Source organism: Vogesella amnigena (genome assembly GCF_042648905.1).
GTDB classification, from domain to species: Bacteria; Pseudomonadota; Gammaproteobacteria; order Burkholderiales; family Chromobacteriaceae; genus Vogesella; species Vogesella amnigena.
This window is the reverse complement of record NZ_JBHRYH010000022.1, coordinates 1-14,860: the sequence shown is the minus strand read 5'-3', so window position 1 is coordinate 14,860 and position 14,860 is coordinate 1. Positions and strand designations below refer to the sequence as shown.

The 14,860-nt window shown below is 64.2% G+C and carries 14 protein-coding genes; 4 read left to right on the top strand and 10 right to left on the bottom strand.

Annotated elements, in window-relative coordinates:
- Positions 1 to 226: 226 nt before the first annotated feature.
- From ACFOKJ_RS11600 to ACFOKJ_RS11590, 3 genes are all read right to left on the bottom strand, one after another.
- Positions 227 to 1,456, bottom strand: coding sequence for an FAD-dependent monooxygenase (locus ACFOKJ_RS11600; RefSeq protein ID WP_390279736.1), 1,230 nt, complete (start codon positions 1,454 to 1,456; stop codon positions 227 to 229).
- 67 nt (positions 1,457 to 1,523) lie between these two features.
- Positions 1,524 to 2,441, bottom strand: a complete 918-nt coding sequence (locus tag ACFOKJ_RS11595; protein ID WP_390279734.1) for a LysR family transcriptional regulator — start codon at positions 2,439 to 2,441, stop codon at positions 1,524 to 1,526.
- An 81-nt stretch (positions 2,442 to 2,522) separates the two neighbouring features.
- Positions 2,523 to 3,962: an aminotransferase-like domain-containing protein gene (locus tag ACFOKJ_RS11590; protein ID WP_390279732.1), complete on the bottom strand. Its 1,440-nt coding sequence runs from the start codon at positions 3,960 to 3,962 to the stop codon at positions 2,523 to 2,525.
- Positions 3,963 to 4,091: 129 nt separating this feature from the next.
- Between ACFOKJ_RS11590 and ACFOKJ_RS11585 the strand changes: the two genes are divergently transcribed.
- A complete protein-coding gene (locus ACFOKJ_RS11585; RefSeq protein WP_390279730.1) occupies positions 4,092 to 5,291 on the top strand; it encodes a benzoate/H(+) symporter BenE family transporter in 1,200 nt (399 codons plus the stop codon).
- Positions 5,292 to 5,427: 136 nt separating this feature from the next.
- On the top strand, positions 5,428 to 6,816 hold the full coding sequence (locus tag ACFOKJ_RS11580; RefSeq protein ID WP_390279728.1) for an aminopeptidase P family protein: 1,389 nt from the start codon (positions 5,428 to 5,430) through the stop codon (positions 6,814 to 6,816).
- An 86-nt stretch (positions 6,817 to 6,902) separates the two neighbouring features.
- On the opposite strand, the gene ACFOKJ_RS11575 is transcribed toward ACFOKJ_RS11580, so the two are convergent.
- On the bottom strand, positions 6,903 to 7,298 hold the full coding sequence (locus ACFOKJ_RS11575) for a ribonucleotide reductase subunit alpha (RefSeq protein ID WP_390279726.1): 396 nt from the start codon (positions 7,296 to 7,298) through the stop codon (positions 6,903 to 6,905).
- A gap of 278 nt (positions 7,299 to 7,576) precedes the next feature.
- Between ACFOKJ_RS11575 and ACFOKJ_RS11570 the strand changes: the two genes are divergently transcribed.
- Entirely contained in the window at positions 7,577 to 8,173 is a 597-nt protein-coding gene (locus tag ACFOKJ_RS11570; protein WP_390279724.1) for a CBS domain-containing protein, read from the top strand.
- A gap of 170 nt (positions 8,174 to 8,343) precedes the next feature.
- On the opposite strand, the gene ACFOKJ_RS11565 is transcribed toward ACFOKJ_RS11570, so the two are convergent.
- Positions 8,344 to 8,817, bottom strand: a complete 474-nt coding sequence (locus ACFOKJ_RS11565; protein ID WP_390279722.1) for an Lrp/AsnC family transcriptional regulator — start codon at positions 8,815 to 8,817, stop codon at positions 8,344 to 8,346.
- A gap of 138 nt (positions 8,818 to 8,955) precedes the next feature.
- Between ACFOKJ_RS11565 and ACFOKJ_RS11560 the strand changes: the two genes are divergently transcribed.
- Positions 8,956 to 9,867, top strand: a complete 912-nt coding sequence (locus tag ACFOKJ_RS11560; protein WP_390279720.1) for a DMT family transporter — start codon at positions 8,956 to 8,958, stop codon at positions 9,865 to 9,867.
- Positions 9,868 to 9,940: 73 nt separating this feature from the next.
- On the opposite strand, the gene ACFOKJ_RS11555 is transcribed toward ACFOKJ_RS11560, so the two are convergent.
- The 5 genes from ACFOKJ_RS11555 to ACFOKJ_RS11535 form a co-directional block, all read right to left on the bottom strand.
- Complete coding sequence (locus tag ACFOKJ_RS11555) at positions 9,941 to 10,585, bottom strand: DUF4377 domain-containing protein (protein WP_390279718.1); 645 nt, start codon at positions 10,583 to 10,585, stop codon at positions 9,941 to 9,943.
- Between the two features lie 216 nt (positions 10,586 to 10,801).
- Entirely contained in the window at positions 10,802 to 12,172 is a 1,371-nt protein-coding gene (locus tag ACFOKJ_RS11550) for an NAD(P)(+) transhydrogenase (Re/Si-specific) subunit beta (RefSeq protein WP_390279716.1), read from the bottom strand.
- 10 nt (positions 12,173 to 12,182) lie between these two features.
- A complete protein-coding gene (locus tag ACFOKJ_RS11545; RefSeq protein ID WP_390279714.1) occupies positions 12,183 to 12,479 on the bottom strand; it encodes a proton-translocating transhydrogenase family protein in 297 nt (98 codons plus the stop codon).
- On the bottom strand, positions 12,472 to 13,629 hold the full coding sequence (locus ACFOKJ_RS11540) for a Re/Si-specific NAD(P)(+) transhydrogenase subunit alpha (protein ID WP_390279712.1): 1,158 nt from the start codon (positions 13,627 to 13,629) through the stop codon (positions 12,472 to 12,474). The genes ACFOKJ_RS11545 and ACFOKJ_RS11540 overlap by 8 nt, the downstream gene beginning before the upstream one ends.
- Positions 13,630 to 14,311: 682 nt before the next feature.
- Positions 14,312 to 14,494 (bottom strand): hypothetical protein, encoded by a 183-nt coding sequence (locus ACFOKJ_RS11535; RefSeq protein WP_390279710.1) that lies wholly within the window; start codon positions 14,492 to 14,494, stop codon positions 14,312 to 14,314.
- Between the last annotated feature and the right edge of the window lie 366 nt (positions 14,495 to 14,860).

Here is a 14,860-nt window from a genome sequence, read left to right as displayed (position 1 = left end):
AACGCCTCAGCGCCGATGATAGTGCGGATACCCGTGTGAAAGTAGGACACCGCCAGACTCCCCCACAAGAAGCCCAGCTCAGACGAGCTGGGCTTTGTGCTTTGTAGCCTGCACACCAGGCGCATGCCTGCCTGACCGCCCCCTGTGGCCAACGTTGGCCGCACACTGAAACGCGATCAAGCAAAAAGCCCGCGCATGCGGGCTTTGGTATTTTCACTATCTGTAGTTAACGTGCAGCGAACAGCCGCAAAGGTGGCGCCAACAGCTGCTCCGGCGTATGCAGGCCCAGCGCGTAGCGGACTACTTCCTTCTTCAGCGGCCCGCCGCGGTTGGCCAGTTTCAAGCCAAGATTGCGGGCGAAGCGTAGCGGGGCGATGTCATTGCTGAAGCCGTAGCAGAACAGATCCATCAACCGCTGCATGGCGTGGTTGGCCAGTTCGCGGCGGCGCTGGTAACGGCGCAGCACCGGCAGGCTGCCGATGTCCTCGCCATGCTGCTGTGCAGCCAGCAGCACCTCGCATAGCGCCGCCACGTCCTGGAAGCCGAGGTTGACGCCCTGGCCAGCCAGCGGGTGGATGGTATGGGCGGCATCACCGGCCAGCGCGATGCCGTTGCGCACGTAGTCCTGTGCATGGCGGCGGATCAGCGGGAAGCTGCCGCGTGACACGATCGCGCTGATGTCGGGCAGTTTGTCGGGGAATTCGGCGCGGAAGGCCGCGATCAGCGTGGCATCGTCCAGTTGCTGCAGCTGCTGAACCAGCGCGGCCGGGCGGTACCACACCAGGGAAGCATAGTCGCCGGGCAATGGCAGCAACGATTGCGGGCCTTCCGGCGTGAAGCGTTGCCAGGTGATGTCGCGCTCGCCGCCGTGGATGGCGACAGTAGCAACAAAGGCGTGCATCGGGTATTCATGACTGTTGAGGCCAATGGCGGCGGCCTCCCGCACGCGGGAGCGGGCGCCATCGGCACCGATCAGCAGCCGGGTAGTGAAGCTGCGGCCACTTTTCAGTGTCAGCTGGCTGATGCCGTCGCGGATCTGCAGATCACGGATTTCGTCCGGGCAAATCAGCTCGATATTGTCGTGCGTCGCTAATGCCGCGGTGCAGCCCAGTTGCACGATGCGGTTTTCCACGATGTGGCCGAGGTTGGCCGCACCGATCTCGGAGGCATCGAACAGGGTGCCATCTTCCAGCTTCTGCTCCCATACCTGCATGCGCTGGTAGGGCGCGGTGCGCATGGCGCTGATGTGTTGCCAGGCACCGATGTCCTGCAGCAAGCGGATGGAGGCGGGGCTGAGCGCGGATACCCGCAGATCCGGCGCGCTGGCGGCATCGAACGCCGCTGGCGGGGTTTGCTCCAGTACCGCGATGCGCAAGCCGCTGCCACCCAGCCGTGCCGCGATGGCGGTACCGACCATGCCGCCGCCAACGATAAAGATGTCCACATGCTCCATCATGCTGCGCTCCGCGAATACTGAAAGCGCAGACTGTAGCAGCGAGGTTGTGGCCGGGCCTTGGCTTGGGTCAAACGCTGGCCAGCGCGGTCTGCAGCCGCGGCACGATGTAGCTCATGAACGCCTGATATTTGCGCGGCAGCGGCTGGTGGTAGGCGAACACCAGAAATACCGGCCAGCCGGCGGCTCGCCACTCCGGCAATACTTCGGCCAGCAGCCCTTTTTCCACCAGTGGTTGCCCCATGTAGCTGGGCAACAGGCCGATGCCGTGGCCCTCCTGCAGGATGTTGGAGACCACCGCGTAGTGGTCCACTACCAGGCTGGGACGCAGCTTGAGGGTGAGTGGCTGGTCGCGGTATTCCAGCCGCCATTCACGGCCGCTGTCGGTGTAGTAGCGGTTGCTGATCAGCTGGTGCTGCGGCAGTTGCTCCGGGGTTTGTGGTGTGCCCTGGCGCGCCAGGTACGCCGGCGCGGCGTACAGCTTTTCCCATACCAGGCCCACCGGGCGTGCCACCAGGCGGTCGTCGTGTACATTGCGGGTGCGGAAGCTGAAATCCAGCCCTTCGCTTACCGGGTCCACCACGCGGTTTTCCACTTGCAGTTCCACCTGCAGCTCCGGGTAGTCGGCGATCAGCCCGCCCAGCAGCGGGCCTACCAGTTCCTGCGCCAGGCCGGCGGAACAGCCGATGCGCAGCAGGCCCTCTACCTTGTCCTTGCTCTCTTCGATGTCGGTGCGGATGCCGGCCAGCAGCAAGCGCAGCTTGGCAGCATGCGCGGCCAGGCGCTGACCGCTTTCGGTCAACACCACGCGGCGGGTGTTGCGCAGTACCAGTACGGTGCCCAGTTCCTGTTCCAGTTCCTTCACCAGCTGGCTGACGCGGCTCTTGGCACAGCCAAGGTCGTTGGCGGCAGCGGTAAAGCTGAGGCAGCGGGCCAGGGCATCGAAGGCGAGCAGGGCATCGGGCGGCAGGCTCTGGGCAGATCTCATGATGTTCGCGTGCTGAATGACGTGGTCTGTCAGTGTATCACCGCTGTGCGGATTGCAATGCTGGCAGACGGGACATCGCTTTCAATAGACAAGCTGTATCGAAAGCAGCCTCCCCAGCGTGGTCAGCGCGGCATCAAGCTGCGGGGTGAAAGGTTGGCCGCAGCTGATGCGCAGGCAGTGGCCGAAGCGTGGCTCGGCGGAAAACACCAGGCCAGGGGCAAAGCTGATGCCCTCATGCAGCGCCTGCTGCAGCAACTGATTGGTATCGCTGCCTTCCGGGCATTCCACCCACAGCAGCATGCCACCCAGGGGCTTGCGCACGCGCGTGCCCCTGGGGAAGTGACGCAGCACCGCATCGGCGGTGGCATGCATCTGTGCGGCCAACTGCTGGCGGATGCGCTGGCTGGTGCGCTGGTAATCGCCGCTCTCCAGTACGTCGGCCAATACCGCCTGCAGCAGCGGCGACACCGCCAGCGTGCTGCTGGCCTGCAGTCGCGCCAGCGCCTCGTGGTGGCGGCCGCCGGCAACCCAGCCTAGGCGGAACGATGGCGCGTAGCTCTTGGTAAACGACGAGCAGTAGATCACCTCGCCATCACGATCCCAGGCCTTGATCGGCGTAGGGCGCTCGTTGCCGTAATACAGGTCGCCGAACACGTCATCCTCAATGATGCTGATGTCGTGGCGGCGTGCCAGCTGCAGCAGCGCGCGCTTACTGTCGTCCGGCATCAGCCCGCCGGTGGGGTTCTGGAAGTTCGGTACGCACACCAGGCACCGCACTGGCGGTCCGTGGCGCAGCGCAAACTCCAGCGCCGGTAGCGAGATACCCTGGTCCGGCGTGCATGGAATCTCCAGCGCTTTCAACCCCAGCCCCTGCAGCGTTTGTAGCAGGCCGAAATACACCGGGGTTTCCACCGCCACGGTGTCGCCGGGGCGGGTGAGGTGGCGCAGCGCCAGGCTGATGCCTTCGGTAATGCCGTGGCAGGGCAGGATGCCGTCGGCACGCAGCGCCATACCGCGTTGCTGGGCCAGCTGCTGCAGCGCGATGGTGAGCCGGCGCTGGGTGTTGCCCGGCAGGTGGGCGCCGATCAGCTCCGGCTGGCGCGCCAGTGTCTGCTGCAGCCGTCGCGCCAGCTCGCTGGACGGATACAGCGCCGGTGCCGCCTCGGCCATGTGCAGCTGCAGCGGGATGCGGTCATCGGCCAGCAGCAGCAGGGTGGACATGCGGCTGTTGAGGTCCACCAGCGCGGCGGCGGAGGGCAGCGGCTGTGCGCTGGCATGGCTGGTGGTGGATTGGCCGATTGGCTGCGGTGCAAAAAAGCCGGCGCGCGCGCGGGCTTCAACCTTGTGCTGCTGTTCCAGCAGCCGGTAGGCGGCCAGCGCGGTGAGATTGTTGACGCCATGGCGGGCGGCCAGCTGGCGCACCGCCGGCAGGCGGCTGCCGGGCGGGTAGTCGCCATTGTCCAGCTGTGCGGCCAACTCGGCGGCGATCTGCTGGTAGCGGGGCAGGTGGGAGCTAGTCATCCTGCTGTTATATATAACAGGGCATAACAGTGCCAGCCTGTTATAGCCGGTTGTGGCAGGCGCACCACGGCGCTTGCCCCTATGCTGTGACCATTCGCCGCTTCTGCGGCCAACATTTCGGCCCCCACCATGCTCAAGCAGCTGCCTCCCTCTACCCTGATCGCCGGTGTACTCACCATTGCGGTGGGCTACACCGGCCCTTTTTTAATCATCGTCCACGCCGCGCAGCAGGCCGGGCTCAGCCCGGCAGAGCTGGCATCGTGGATGTGGGCGGTATCGTTCGGCTCCGGCATTGCCGGGCTGTGGCTGTCGTGGAAATGGCGCATGCCCATCATCACCGCCTGGTCCACGCCGGGCGCAGCGGTGCTGCTGGCGGCGCTGCCCACAGTCAGCTACCCGGAGGCGGTGGGTGGCTTCCTGCTGGCTGGTCTGTCGGTGTGGCTGATCGGCGTCACCGGCGCGTTCGACGCGCTGATGAAGCGCTTCCCGCCGGCGTTGGCCGCAGGGCTGCTGGCCGGCATCCTGTTCCGCTTCGTGGTGGAGCTGGTACCGGCAATGCGTGATCAGACCGCGCTGGTGCTGCCGATGGCCATCGCCTTCTTTATTGGCCGCCGGCTGTGGCCGCGCTACGCGCTGATGGGTGCGCTGCTGCTGGGTTGCGGTCTGTTGCTGCTGCAGGGCGGCTTCGTGGCAGCGCCCAGCCTGGTGAGTGGTGCCAGCGGCCCGCTGTGGACCACGCCGGTGTTCAGCCTGGCTGGCATCACCAACATCGCCCTGCCGCTGGCGCTGGTAGCGCTGACCGGGCAGTTCCTGCCGGGTATGGCGGTGCTGAAGAATGACGGCTACGACATCCCGGCGCGGGTGCCGGTAAGCGTGCTGGGCGCGGTTTCCACCCTGCTGGCGCCGTTCGGTTGCCATGGCGTGGTGCTGGCGGCGATTACCGCCGCGATGTGTACCGGCCCGGAGGCGCATCCGGAGCGCGCGCAGCGCTGGAAGGCCGGCATGGTGGCGGCGGTATGCTATTTGCTGGTGGCCTTGCTGGGCGGCGCACTGGTGGCCGTGCTGCTGATCCTGCCCAAGGCGCTGGTGATGGCGGCGGCAGCGCTGGCGCTGTTCGGCACCCTGGCCTCGTCGCTGACCGCCGCGCTGACCAATGACACCCACCGCGAAGCCGCGCTGCTCACCTTCGTGGTGGCGGCATCCGGCGTTACCATCGCCGGCATCGGCGCGCCGCTGTGGGCGCTGCTGGCCGGCGTGGCTGCCGGGCTGATCCTGCGCTGGCAGCCCAGGGTTGGCCGCAGAGTGAAAGCCGCAGCAGAAGTTCGTTAAACGAACAGCTGCCCAGCTGCTGCAACAGAATCACCACACCTCCGCCGCGTCTGCCCGGACCTGGCGGGGTTTTGCTATACAAGATGGGCGATTGTATACAAAAATGCGCTCTTTCCCGCCCACCGAGGAAGCCGCCATGTTCCAGCCTGATATCTATCTGCAACGCCGCCAGCGTCTGGCTGCGCTGCTGCCGGACAGCCTGTTGCTGCTGCTGGGCAATGTTGATTCGCCGATGAACTATCGCGACAACATCTTCCCCTTCGTGCAGGACAGCTCGTTTCGCTACTTTTTCGGGCTGAACGAGCCGGGTCTGGCTGGGGTGATCGATACCGCTACTGGCGACACCACGCTGTTCGGCAATGATCCGGAGGTGGCCGACATCGTGTGGACCGGCGAGCTGCCGACACTGGCCGAGCGTGCCGCGCAGGTAAAGGTTGGCCGCAGCCAGCCGTATGCCGCGCTGGCAGATGTGCTGGCCACCGCGCAGGCCGCCGGCCGAGTGGTGCATTACCTGCAGCCCTACCGTGGCGAGAGCGTGCTGGAGCTGGCGCGCCTGCTGCGCCGTGACCCGGATGCCGCCCGCGCCGGCTACAGCACCGCGCTGACCCGTGCCGTGGTGAGCCTGCGCGAGATCAAGGGCGAGGAAGAGATTGCCGAGATGGAAGCGGCGCTGCGCATCACCCGCGACATGCACCTGGCCGCCATGCGCGCCGCCAAACCGGGGGTGGTGGAGCATGCTGTTGTCGGCGAAATGGAAGGCATCGTGCGCCGCCATGACCTGCAACTGGCCTACCCCAGCATCTTTTCGCGCCGTGGCGAGGTGCTGCACAACCATCATCACGACCAGCTGCTGCAAGCCGGCGACCTGGTGGTTAACGACACCGGCGCCAACTCCGCCGGCGGCTACGCCAGCGACATCACCCGTACCATTCCGGTGGGCGGCAAGTTCAGCCCGCGCCAGCGCGAACTGTACGATACCGTGCTGGCGATGCAGCAGGCCGCCATCGATGCGGTGCGTCCTGGTGTGCGCTACCTGGACATCCACAAGTTGGCCGCAAAGGTCATGGTGCAGCGCATGACGGCGCTGGGCTTCTTTAGTGGCGATGCCGACGAGATCGTGGACAGTGGCGCCTACGCCATTGCCTTCCCGCATGGCCTGGGGCACCAGATCGGCATGGACGTGCACGACATGGAAGGCCTGGGCGAGGATCTGGTGGGCTATGGCGACGAAGTGGTGCGCAGTCCGCTGTTCGGCCTGGGCTATCTACGCCTCGGCAAGTCGCTCAAGGCTGGCATGGTGATTACCGTGGAGCCGGGCATCTATTTCATCCCGGCGCTGATCGCCGCCTGGCAGGCAGAAGGCCGCCACGCCGGGCTGATCAACTATGCGAAATTCAACGAATACCGCGACTTCGGCGGCATCCGCATCGAGGATGACGTGCTGGTTACCAGCACTGGCAGCCGGGTGCTGGGCGAGCCCATCGCCCGTACCGCCGACGAAGTCGAGGCTGTGATGGCGGGCTGACTCCCCGCCGCCGGCTGCGGGCGCAGCCGGTTGTTTCATCGTCAATACTCCATCCTTGCGCCGCCCTTCGGGGCGGATTTTTTTGCTTACAGGAACTGTAGCAACTCGCCCTGACGATTGAACGCCAGATAGCGGCCAACGTCGCCACCGGTCTGGATGGTCTGCACCATGCGCTTGAGCGGCGCATCGGCATCCTGGCTGCCGCTGTCGTCGATGGCGGCCACGAATACCACCTGCCAACTGGCATCCAGGCTGTCGGCCTGCGTCGCCAGGCTGGCGAAATCCCCCAGTTCCAGCACCGATTTATCCACGCACAGCGCCGGCAGCAGGATGCCACCTTCGCCGGCGGCAAAGCGCTCGGCTTCGGCCGGGGTATGGTCGTCGTGCAGGCGGCGGTTGCAGAAAGCAAACAGCAGACGCTGCGGCACTGGCTGGGCGCGGGCGGCGGCCAGCAGGCTGGCAAAATCGGTAATCGGAAGCATGGCGGACTCCGCAGCAGAAAATCCCAGTCTAATCAGTGGGCTGCTGCTTGCCGATACGCCATAAGGGGGAGGCCGCCGCAGCAAAAGGTTGATTTGGGTAAATACCGTTACACGAAATGGCTGCAAGCCGCGCCGCAGCGTGCTTAGATGGAAGAGTCGGGCCGGCGAAGGGGTGTGCCGCGCTGCCCGGCAGTGAACCGGCCCGCCCCCATGGCCGGAAAAAAGTACAACGCGGGTGCCGCCGTTCGGCCGCCACCCGGCAATCAGGAGCCCCAATCATGGATTACCACGCCCTGCCCGGCATCGCCCTGCCTGTCACTACCGACCTCATTCATGTCGAACAACGTCCGCAGCGCCCGCTTTCCCTGAATAGCCCGGCTGCCGAGGTGATGACCGATCTGCGCGTCATCGACCCGATCAGCATCCACGAAGATGCGCCGCTGGAAGAGGCGCATGCCCGCATGGTGAGCCATGGTATTCGCCTGCTGTTCGTCAGCAACTCCGCTGACGCCTTTACCGGCCTGCTTACCGCCAGCGATGTACTGGGCGAGCGTCCGGTGAAGTGCATCCAGGAGCGCGGCAAGCAGCGCAAGGAGCTGCTGGTGTCCGATGTGATGACGCCACGTGCCGGGCTGGAAGCGCTGACCATGGCGGATGTGTCGCATGCCAGCGTCGGCCATATCGTGGCCACGCTGAAAGAGCAAGGTCGCCAGCACGCGCTGGTAGTGGAAAAGAACGAGGCCAGCGGCCACCTGGAAATCTGCGGGCTGTTCTCCACCTCCACCATCGCCCGCCGGCTGGGCATCTCGCTGAATTTCCTGCGCGTGCCGCGCGCGTTTTCCGAGATCGAGCACGCATTGCTGCACGAAAGCTGAGCGTCAACCGCCCCCCGATACGCTTGCGGCCAACCTTTGCGGGTTGGCCGCATGGCTGTTGTGCTTGACCGCTTTGCGGGTGGTTCCCGTAGCCCGGATAAGCCGCACGCGCATCCGGGGAGTGGTGCCAATGTTCCCGGATGCGCGTGCGGCTTATCCGGGCTACGCATTCATGGCTGTCCGCTGTCGTCCTGCGGCACCGCAGTGCGGTATTTGCAGGTGTTGATCACCACCAGCGATTCGAACTCGCGCACGTGCGGGTTGTTCATCAGGTGGGCGCGGGCGAAGCGTTCGTAGTCGCCCATGTCGCGCACCAGCACGATCAGCACGAAATCCGGGCGGCCGGTGACGTTGTAACACTCCATCACCTCCGGCGCCGCCTCCATCGCCGCCTTGAAGGCATCCACCAGCGGCGCCTGAGCGCGCTGCATCATCACGTTCACCACCAGGCGCAGGCTGCGGCCGAACAGCGCCGGGTCCACCAGTGCCACCTCGCGCTGGATCAGGCCTTCGCTACGCAGCCGCTTCAGGCGGCGGGTGACGGCGGTGGGCGACAGGCTTACCGCCTCGGCCAGCTGGTCGTGGGTCTGGCGCGCATCTTCTTGCAGTAGTGCCAGCAGTTTGCGATCGTAAGCATCCAGCATGTCAGGATTCCTGCGTTGAAATGTATTGAAATGCAGCTTGGCTGCAGTCTGGTGCATGATAACGCAGCAGGTGGTAACGGCGGGCTTTCTACACTGTGAGCATCGCATCGGGCGCATGCCCGCCACCGGAGCCGCCACATGAGCACCCTCAACCCCGCCCGCCGCCTGGCGGCCAACCTTTCTGCCAACCTGGCCGCCAGCCGCTGGCTGCCTTACGCGCTGTTTGCCGGGCTGGTCACCATGTGGGCGTACAACTACGTGGTGATGAAGGTGACGCTGCAGGCAGCCACGCCGATCACCCATCTGATCATTCGCACCGCTATCGGCAGTGTGACGCTGTTCGGCGTGCTGCTGGCGCGCGGCCACGGTATCCGTCCACAGCGCTTGCGCGATGTCTGCCAGGTGGGGCTGTCCAGCAACTTTCTGTACGGCCTGGCGGTAACGCTGGCACTGGTGGCTGGTGCCGCCGGGCGCACCTCGGTGCTGGTGTTCACCATGCCGTTCTGGGTGGCGTTGCTGTCGCGCTGGCTGCTGGCCGAGCCGTTTTCGCGGAATGCGCGGTGGGCGATGGCCGCCGGCTTTGCCGGGCTGATGCTGATCGTGGCGCCGTGGCAGCTGCACGGCGGCATGCTGCCGATGCTGTGCGCGGTGCTGGCCGGCCTGTTCTGGGCGCTGGGCTCGGTGCTGTCCAAGCGCGCCACCCAGCGCGGACAGCTGGACAGCCTGAATTTTTCCGGCTGGCAGGCGCTGGTGGCGTTGTTGCCGATGTTGCTGCTGCTGCCGTTTGCCGATTTTTCCGGCATCCATTGGTCACCGGCCTTCGTGCTGGGCATGGTGTACTCCGGCGTGTTCTCCAGCGCAGTGGGCTGGCTGGCCTGGCTGTGGCTGCTGCGCCGCCTGCCGGCCTCCACCCTCAGTTTCAATTCGCTGGTGATCCCGGTGCTGGCGGTGGGCATGGCTGCCTACAGCCTGGGCGAATGGCCGCGGCAGGACGAGCTGCTGGGCATGCTGTTGATTGGTGCCGGTATCGTGCTGATCGCGCGGCGCTGATTCTATACGGTCCATAAAACAATGCGGCCAACCTTTGCAGGTTGGCCGCATTGTTTTATGGCGTGGATTGCGCTTACGGCTGTACCAGCTGCTGCTCCACCACCATGTCCAGCACCCAGCGCAGCGACGGTGCATCGGCTGGCGGATTCGGCACTTTCACTTCCTTGATGCGCAGGCGGTAGGCGATGCCGGGCTGGGGTTGGAAGCCTTCGATCTCGCCGTAGTGCAGCTGCCAGGGCTGGGATGCTTCCTCCCGTACCTGCAGGCACATCATCCGTGCTACGCCGCTGCACGGCTTGCGTTCGGCTGCGACGTAGATCAGCCGGGTAGGAGCTGCGGACAGGTCTTCCTGCTGCTGCAGTACCAGCTGCTGCCCGGGTTTGCCCACCAGCAGGCGGTCGCCTTCACGCTGCACCGGCGGCCGGCTGCCCAGCAGCTGCGCCAGTTCGCGATCGCGCGCCATGGTTACCGGGTCGCAGGCCATCATGGTGCTGGCCAGCTGATCCACCACCAGCACGCCGTTTTCCACCCGCGCGGTACCGAACAGACGGTTGCAGCCACCACTCACCGACAGGCTGCCAGCCTTGAACTCCAGCTCCAGCGGTGGTTTCCCATCCTGGCCGTGGCTTTTCCAGAGGCCGTCGGGTTGCGGGGTGGCGCTGGCGCAGGCGGCCAGCAGGGCGGTAGTAATCAGCAGTGAGGTGTTACGCAAGCTCATGGGGTTTCCTGGTACATGTGGCCTGATAAGGCCGCAGATCATTCCCTGCCCGGGTACGGGCAGCGGGGCGCAAGAGTAACCAGCCGGTCATGCCATCGTCAATTACGGCATGGTTAAGCATTGTGAACACGGTGACAGACCGTCAAATAGCGTTGCTGCGGCCAACAAAAACGGCCCCAAGCGGGGCCGTTGTCGAGGTGAAACTGCGCTGTGTGGCTAGTGCGCCACTGCTTTCACCAGGTCTTCCACCACCTTCTTGGCGTCGCCGAACACCATCATGGTCTTGTCCAGGTAGAACAGCTCGTTGTCGAGGCCAGCGTAGCCGGCGTTCATCGAGCGTTTCACCACAATCACCGTGCGTGCCTTGTGCGCTTCCAGGATCGGCATGCCGTAGATCGGGCTGGCCTTGTCCTTCTGCGCCGCCGGGTTCACCACGTCGTTGGCGCCGATCACCAGTACCACGTCGGTGTTGGAGAAGTCGGAGTTGATCTCCTCCATCTCCTGCACCTGTTCGTACGGCACTTCCGCTTCCGCCAGCAGCACGTTCATATGCCCCGGCATGCGGCCCGCCACCGGGTGGATGGCGTAGCGCACGTTGACGCCCTTTTCGTGCAGCAGCTCGGCGAATTCCTGCAGCGCATGCTGGGCGCGCGATACCGCCAGGCCGTAGCCGGGCACGATGATCACGCTGTCGGCGTTGCCCATCAGGAAAGCGGCGTCGTCGGCGGAGCCGGATTTGTGGTTCTTCGGCCCGCTGCTGGCGCTGCCGCCGGCGGCCACTTCGGCACCGAAGCCGCCCAGCAGCACGCTGACGATGGAACGGTTCATCGCCTTGCACATGATGTAGGACAGGATGGCACCGGAGGCACCGACGCAGGCGCCGGCAATGATCAGCACCGGGTTGTTCAGCGTGAAGCCGATACCCGCCGCCGCCCAGCCGGAGTAGCTGTTGAGCATCGATACCACGACCGGCATGTCGGCACCGCCGATGGGGATGATCAGCGTCACGCCCAGCACCAGCGCGATGGCCACCATCGCAAGGAAGGCGGCGTGGCTATCGCTGAGGAAGTAGGCGATGCCGAAGCCGACCATGCCCAGCGCCAGCACCAGGTTCAGCAGATGCTGGCCGTTGAAGTTCACCGCCTTGGCGCCGAACTTGCCGGACAGTTTGCCGTAGGCCACTACCGAGGCGGTGAAGGTGATGGCGCCGATGAAGGCACCGATGAACAGCTCGATCTTCTGTACCGGGGTGTGTTCCACGCCAGTATGGAAGATGGCCGCCACTGCGATCAGCACCGCGCTAAGACCCACCAGCGAGTGCATCGCCGCCACCAGTTCCGGCATGCCGGTCATTTCCACCGTCTTGGCTTTCCAGCCGCCGATGACGGCACCGGCGGCCATGGCGCCCAGCATCAGCAGCAGTACCGGCTTATCCATGATCAGGAAGGTGGTGACCACGGCGATCAGCATGCCGATGACGCCGTACAGGTTGCCGCGCAGCGCCGACACCGGCGAGGACAGGCCCTTCAGCGCCAGGATGAACAGCACCGCGGCGACGAGGTAAAGCAGAGCAGAGAGGTTTTCCATGGTCGCGTCCTTACTTTTTCTTCTTCTTGAACATGTCGAGCATGCGCTGGGTGACCATGAAGCCACCGAAGATGTTGATGCTGGCCAGGAAGATGCCGACTGCACCCAGCACCGAGGTGAGGGTGAGCTGGCTGCCGTTGATGTCCACCACCTGCAGCATGGCGCCGACGATGATGATGCCGGAGATGGCATTGGTCACCGCCATCAGCGGGGTATGCAGTGCCGGGGTGACGTTCCACACCACGTGGTAGCCGACGAATACCGCCAGCACGAAGATGGTGAAGCTGGAGATGAACGGATCAACCATGGGTGGTCTCCTTCTTGGCAGCCGGGGCCACGTTGGCCGCAGGGAAGCGCACGTCGCCGGCGTGGGTCACCAGGGTGTGGGCCAGCAGCTCGTCTTCCAGATTGAGGGTGAAGCCTTCCTTGGTCAGCATCAGGCTGAGGAAGGTGAACAGGTTCTTGGCGTACAGGCTGGAGGCATCGGCCGCCACCAGGCCCGGCAGGTTGGTGGTACCGACGATGGTGACGCCATTGTCGGTAGTGATCACCTCGCCGCTCTGCGTCAGTGCGCAGTTGCCGCCGGCTTCCGCCGCGATGTCGATGATCACGCTGCCCGGCTTCATGGCCGCCACGATGTCGGCGCCGATCAGCGTCGGCGCCGGCTTGCCCGGAATCAGCGCGGTGGTGATGATGATGTCGGCCGCGCGAGCATGCTTGGCCACCAGCTCCGCCTGGCGGTGCTTGTAGGAGTCGGACATCTCCTTGGCGTACACGCCGTCGTTGGCCAGCCGTTCTTCTTCCGACATCGGCACCTCGATGAACTTGCCGCCCAGCGACTCCACCTGTTCCTTGGTGGACGGTCGCACGTCGGTGGCCTCCACCACCGCGCCCAGGCGTTTGGCCGTGGCGATGGCCTGCAGCCCGGCCACGCCCACGCCCATGATCAGTACGCGGGCCGGTTTCACCGTACCGGCGGCGGTCATCAGCATCGGCATGAAGCGCGGGTAGTAGTGGGTGGCCAGCAGCACCGCGCGGTAGCCGGCGATGTTGTTCTGGCTGGACAGCACGTCCATGCTCTGCGCGCGGGTGGTGCGCGGCAGCAGCTCCATGGCGAAGGCGGATACCTTCTTGGCTGCCAGCAGCGGGAAGGTGTCGTTGTGGTACGGCGCCAGCTGGCCGATCAGCACCGCGCCGTCCTTCAGCTCGGCAATGGCCGCAGCCTCCAGCGGGCGTACGGTGAGCACGATGTCGCCCTGGGCCAGTGTTTCGGCGCGCGAGGCGGCCAGGGTGGCGCCGGCCTCGACATAAGCCGCATCGGGCACCGCGGCATGCCGCCCGGCACCGGACTCGACCACCACGGCGTGACCCATGGCGACGAGCTTCTTCACCGTTTCCGGTGTGGCGGCCACGCGGCTTTCACCTGCCAGCCGTTCGGTGGCAATAGCGATTTGCATGGTCTTCCTTTCTGCAAATGGTTGAATGAAAAATTTAAAAAAAGCACAGATAGCGAACGCCCGTGCGAGGCTTGAGTTCGAACGAGCGTTTGAATTGGTAATTAAGCACGACTCTTGATTCGGCGCAATGCTTTTACAGAAAAGCGACATTCCATCACTGGGGAATGCTGGCGCGGTCATGCCTTGTCTGGTCTATGAATACTGTCTGACAGTTTATTAATCAACTGATTTAACGATGTATTCTTGTTCCTGCTTGGTAGGGCTGGCTAACTGTTGTCTATTTTGTACGTTGCTGCGACGCAACATGTGATTGATAGCATGCTGGCACGACTCATCGCGATGCAACCATAGTCGCATTCCTATGACTATGGTATTAAATTTCAGGTTTTATCAAATCAAGTAAAGCTTTTTTGTAAGCCTCGTGTAAACAAGGGCTAACACTTAGGGGCAAACCCCTGCCGTGACAGTTGTGGCGTGCTTGGAAGCCCGCCGGTACTGGCTACGGTGCCATGTTGCAAACACCCCCCGGAGCATCAAGTGTTCTACGCCGGTGAGCTGCTCCAGGCTGTAGGCGAAACGACTGTTTGTTGATGATTTGTCGCGATTCCGGTCTGGCAAAATTTCCAAAACGTGACATCGATGTACAAATGCGGCATGCCGCCGCTGTCAAAACGTGTCGGCGTCAAGCATGCATCTTGCTGTTTTTTAAGGGTAATGTGGTGATATGACAGTTTTGCTGCATGGCAGCAAACAGGGCTTGCCATGATTGTCGCCCGCCGCGATTGCTGAAATGATCGCCTCGCACCCGGGCACCAATAACAAAGCCGACAGGCTGACCGGCCGGGTGCCGATCGAGAAATGGCATGCGTGTCAGTCGCCCCGCCGCCGGGTGCTGCCTGCATGCCGCAAGGAGAACCGTGCTCTACCCACCACGCAGAATGAGCCCATCGGCGCTGTTAGTGGCCCTGTATCGCACAGGGTGCGGCCAACCTTTTCCGACCTGACCAGTTACCGGGTACCGCATGGCCAGCCGGCTGTGGCGGAGCCTTCGTGCCGCAAGGCTGTTTGACGGAGCAACACAATGTTTCTACAGGGTTACCTGCCCAGCATCCTGGAAGGCACCGCACTGACGGTTCAGGTGGCAATCGCCTCCCTCGCCGTGTCGGTGGTGCTGGGCCTCATCGGCGCCATGTTCAAGATGGCACACTCCAAACCGCTGGTCTGGCTGGCC

Coding starts and splice junctions, on each gene's coding strand:
- ACFOKJ_RS11600 (WP_390279736.1), bottom strand. CDS start 1,456: ATGATGGAGCATGTGGACATCTTTATCGTTGGCGGCGGCATGGTCGGT.
- ACFOKJ_RS11595 (WP_390279734.1), bottom strand. CDS start 2,441: ATGAGATCTGCCCAGAGCCTGCCGCCCGATGCCCTGCTCGCCTTCGAT.
- ACFOKJ_RS11590 (WP_390279732.1), bottom strand. CDS start 3,962: ATGACTAGCTCCCACCTGCCCCGCTACCAGCAGATCGCCGCCGAGTTG.
- ACFOKJ_RS11585 (WP_390279730.1), top strand. CDS start 4,092: ATGCTCAAGCAGCTGCCTCCCTCTACCCTGATCGCCGGTGTACTCACC.
- ACFOKJ_RS11580 (WP_390279728.1), top strand. CDS start 5,428: ATGTTCCAGCCTGATATCTATCTGCAACGCCGCCAGCGTCTGGCTGCG.
- ACFOKJ_RS11575 (WP_390279726.1), bottom strand. CDS start 7,298: ATGCTTCCGATTACCGATTTTGCCAGCCTGCTGGCCGCCGCCCGCGCC.
- ACFOKJ_RS11570 (WP_390279724.1), top strand. CDS start 7,577: ATGGATTACCACGCCCTGCCCGGCATCGCCCTGCCTGTCACTACCGAC.
- ACFOKJ_RS11565 (WP_390279722.1), bottom strand. CDS start 8,817: ATGCTGGATGCTTACGATCGCAAACTGCTGGCACTACTGCAAGAAGAT.
- ACFOKJ_RS11560 (WP_390279720.1), top strand. CDS start 8,956: ATGAGCACCCTCAACCCCGCCCGCCGCCTGGCGGCCAACCTTTCTGCC.
- ACFOKJ_RS11555 (WP_390279718.1), bottom strand. CDS start 10,585: ATGAGCTTGCGTAACACCTCACTGCTGATTACTACCGCCCTGCTGGCC.
- ACFOKJ_RS11550 (WP_390279716.1), bottom strand. CDS start 12,172: ATGGAAAACCTCTCTGCTCTGCTTTACCTCGTCGCCGCGGTGCTGTTC.
- ACFOKJ_RS11545 (WP_390279714.1), bottom strand. CDS start 12,479: ATGGTTGATCCGTTCATCTCCAGCTTCACCATCTTCGTGCTGGCGGTA.
- ACFOKJ_RS11540 (WP_390279712.1), bottom strand. CDS start 13,629: ATGCAAATCGCTATTGCCACCGAACGGCTGGCAGGTGAAAGCCGCGTG.
- ACFOKJ_RS11535 (WP_390279710.1), bottom strand. CDS start 14,494: ATGCCATTTCTCGATCGGCACCCGGCCGGTCAGCCTGTCGGCTTTGTT.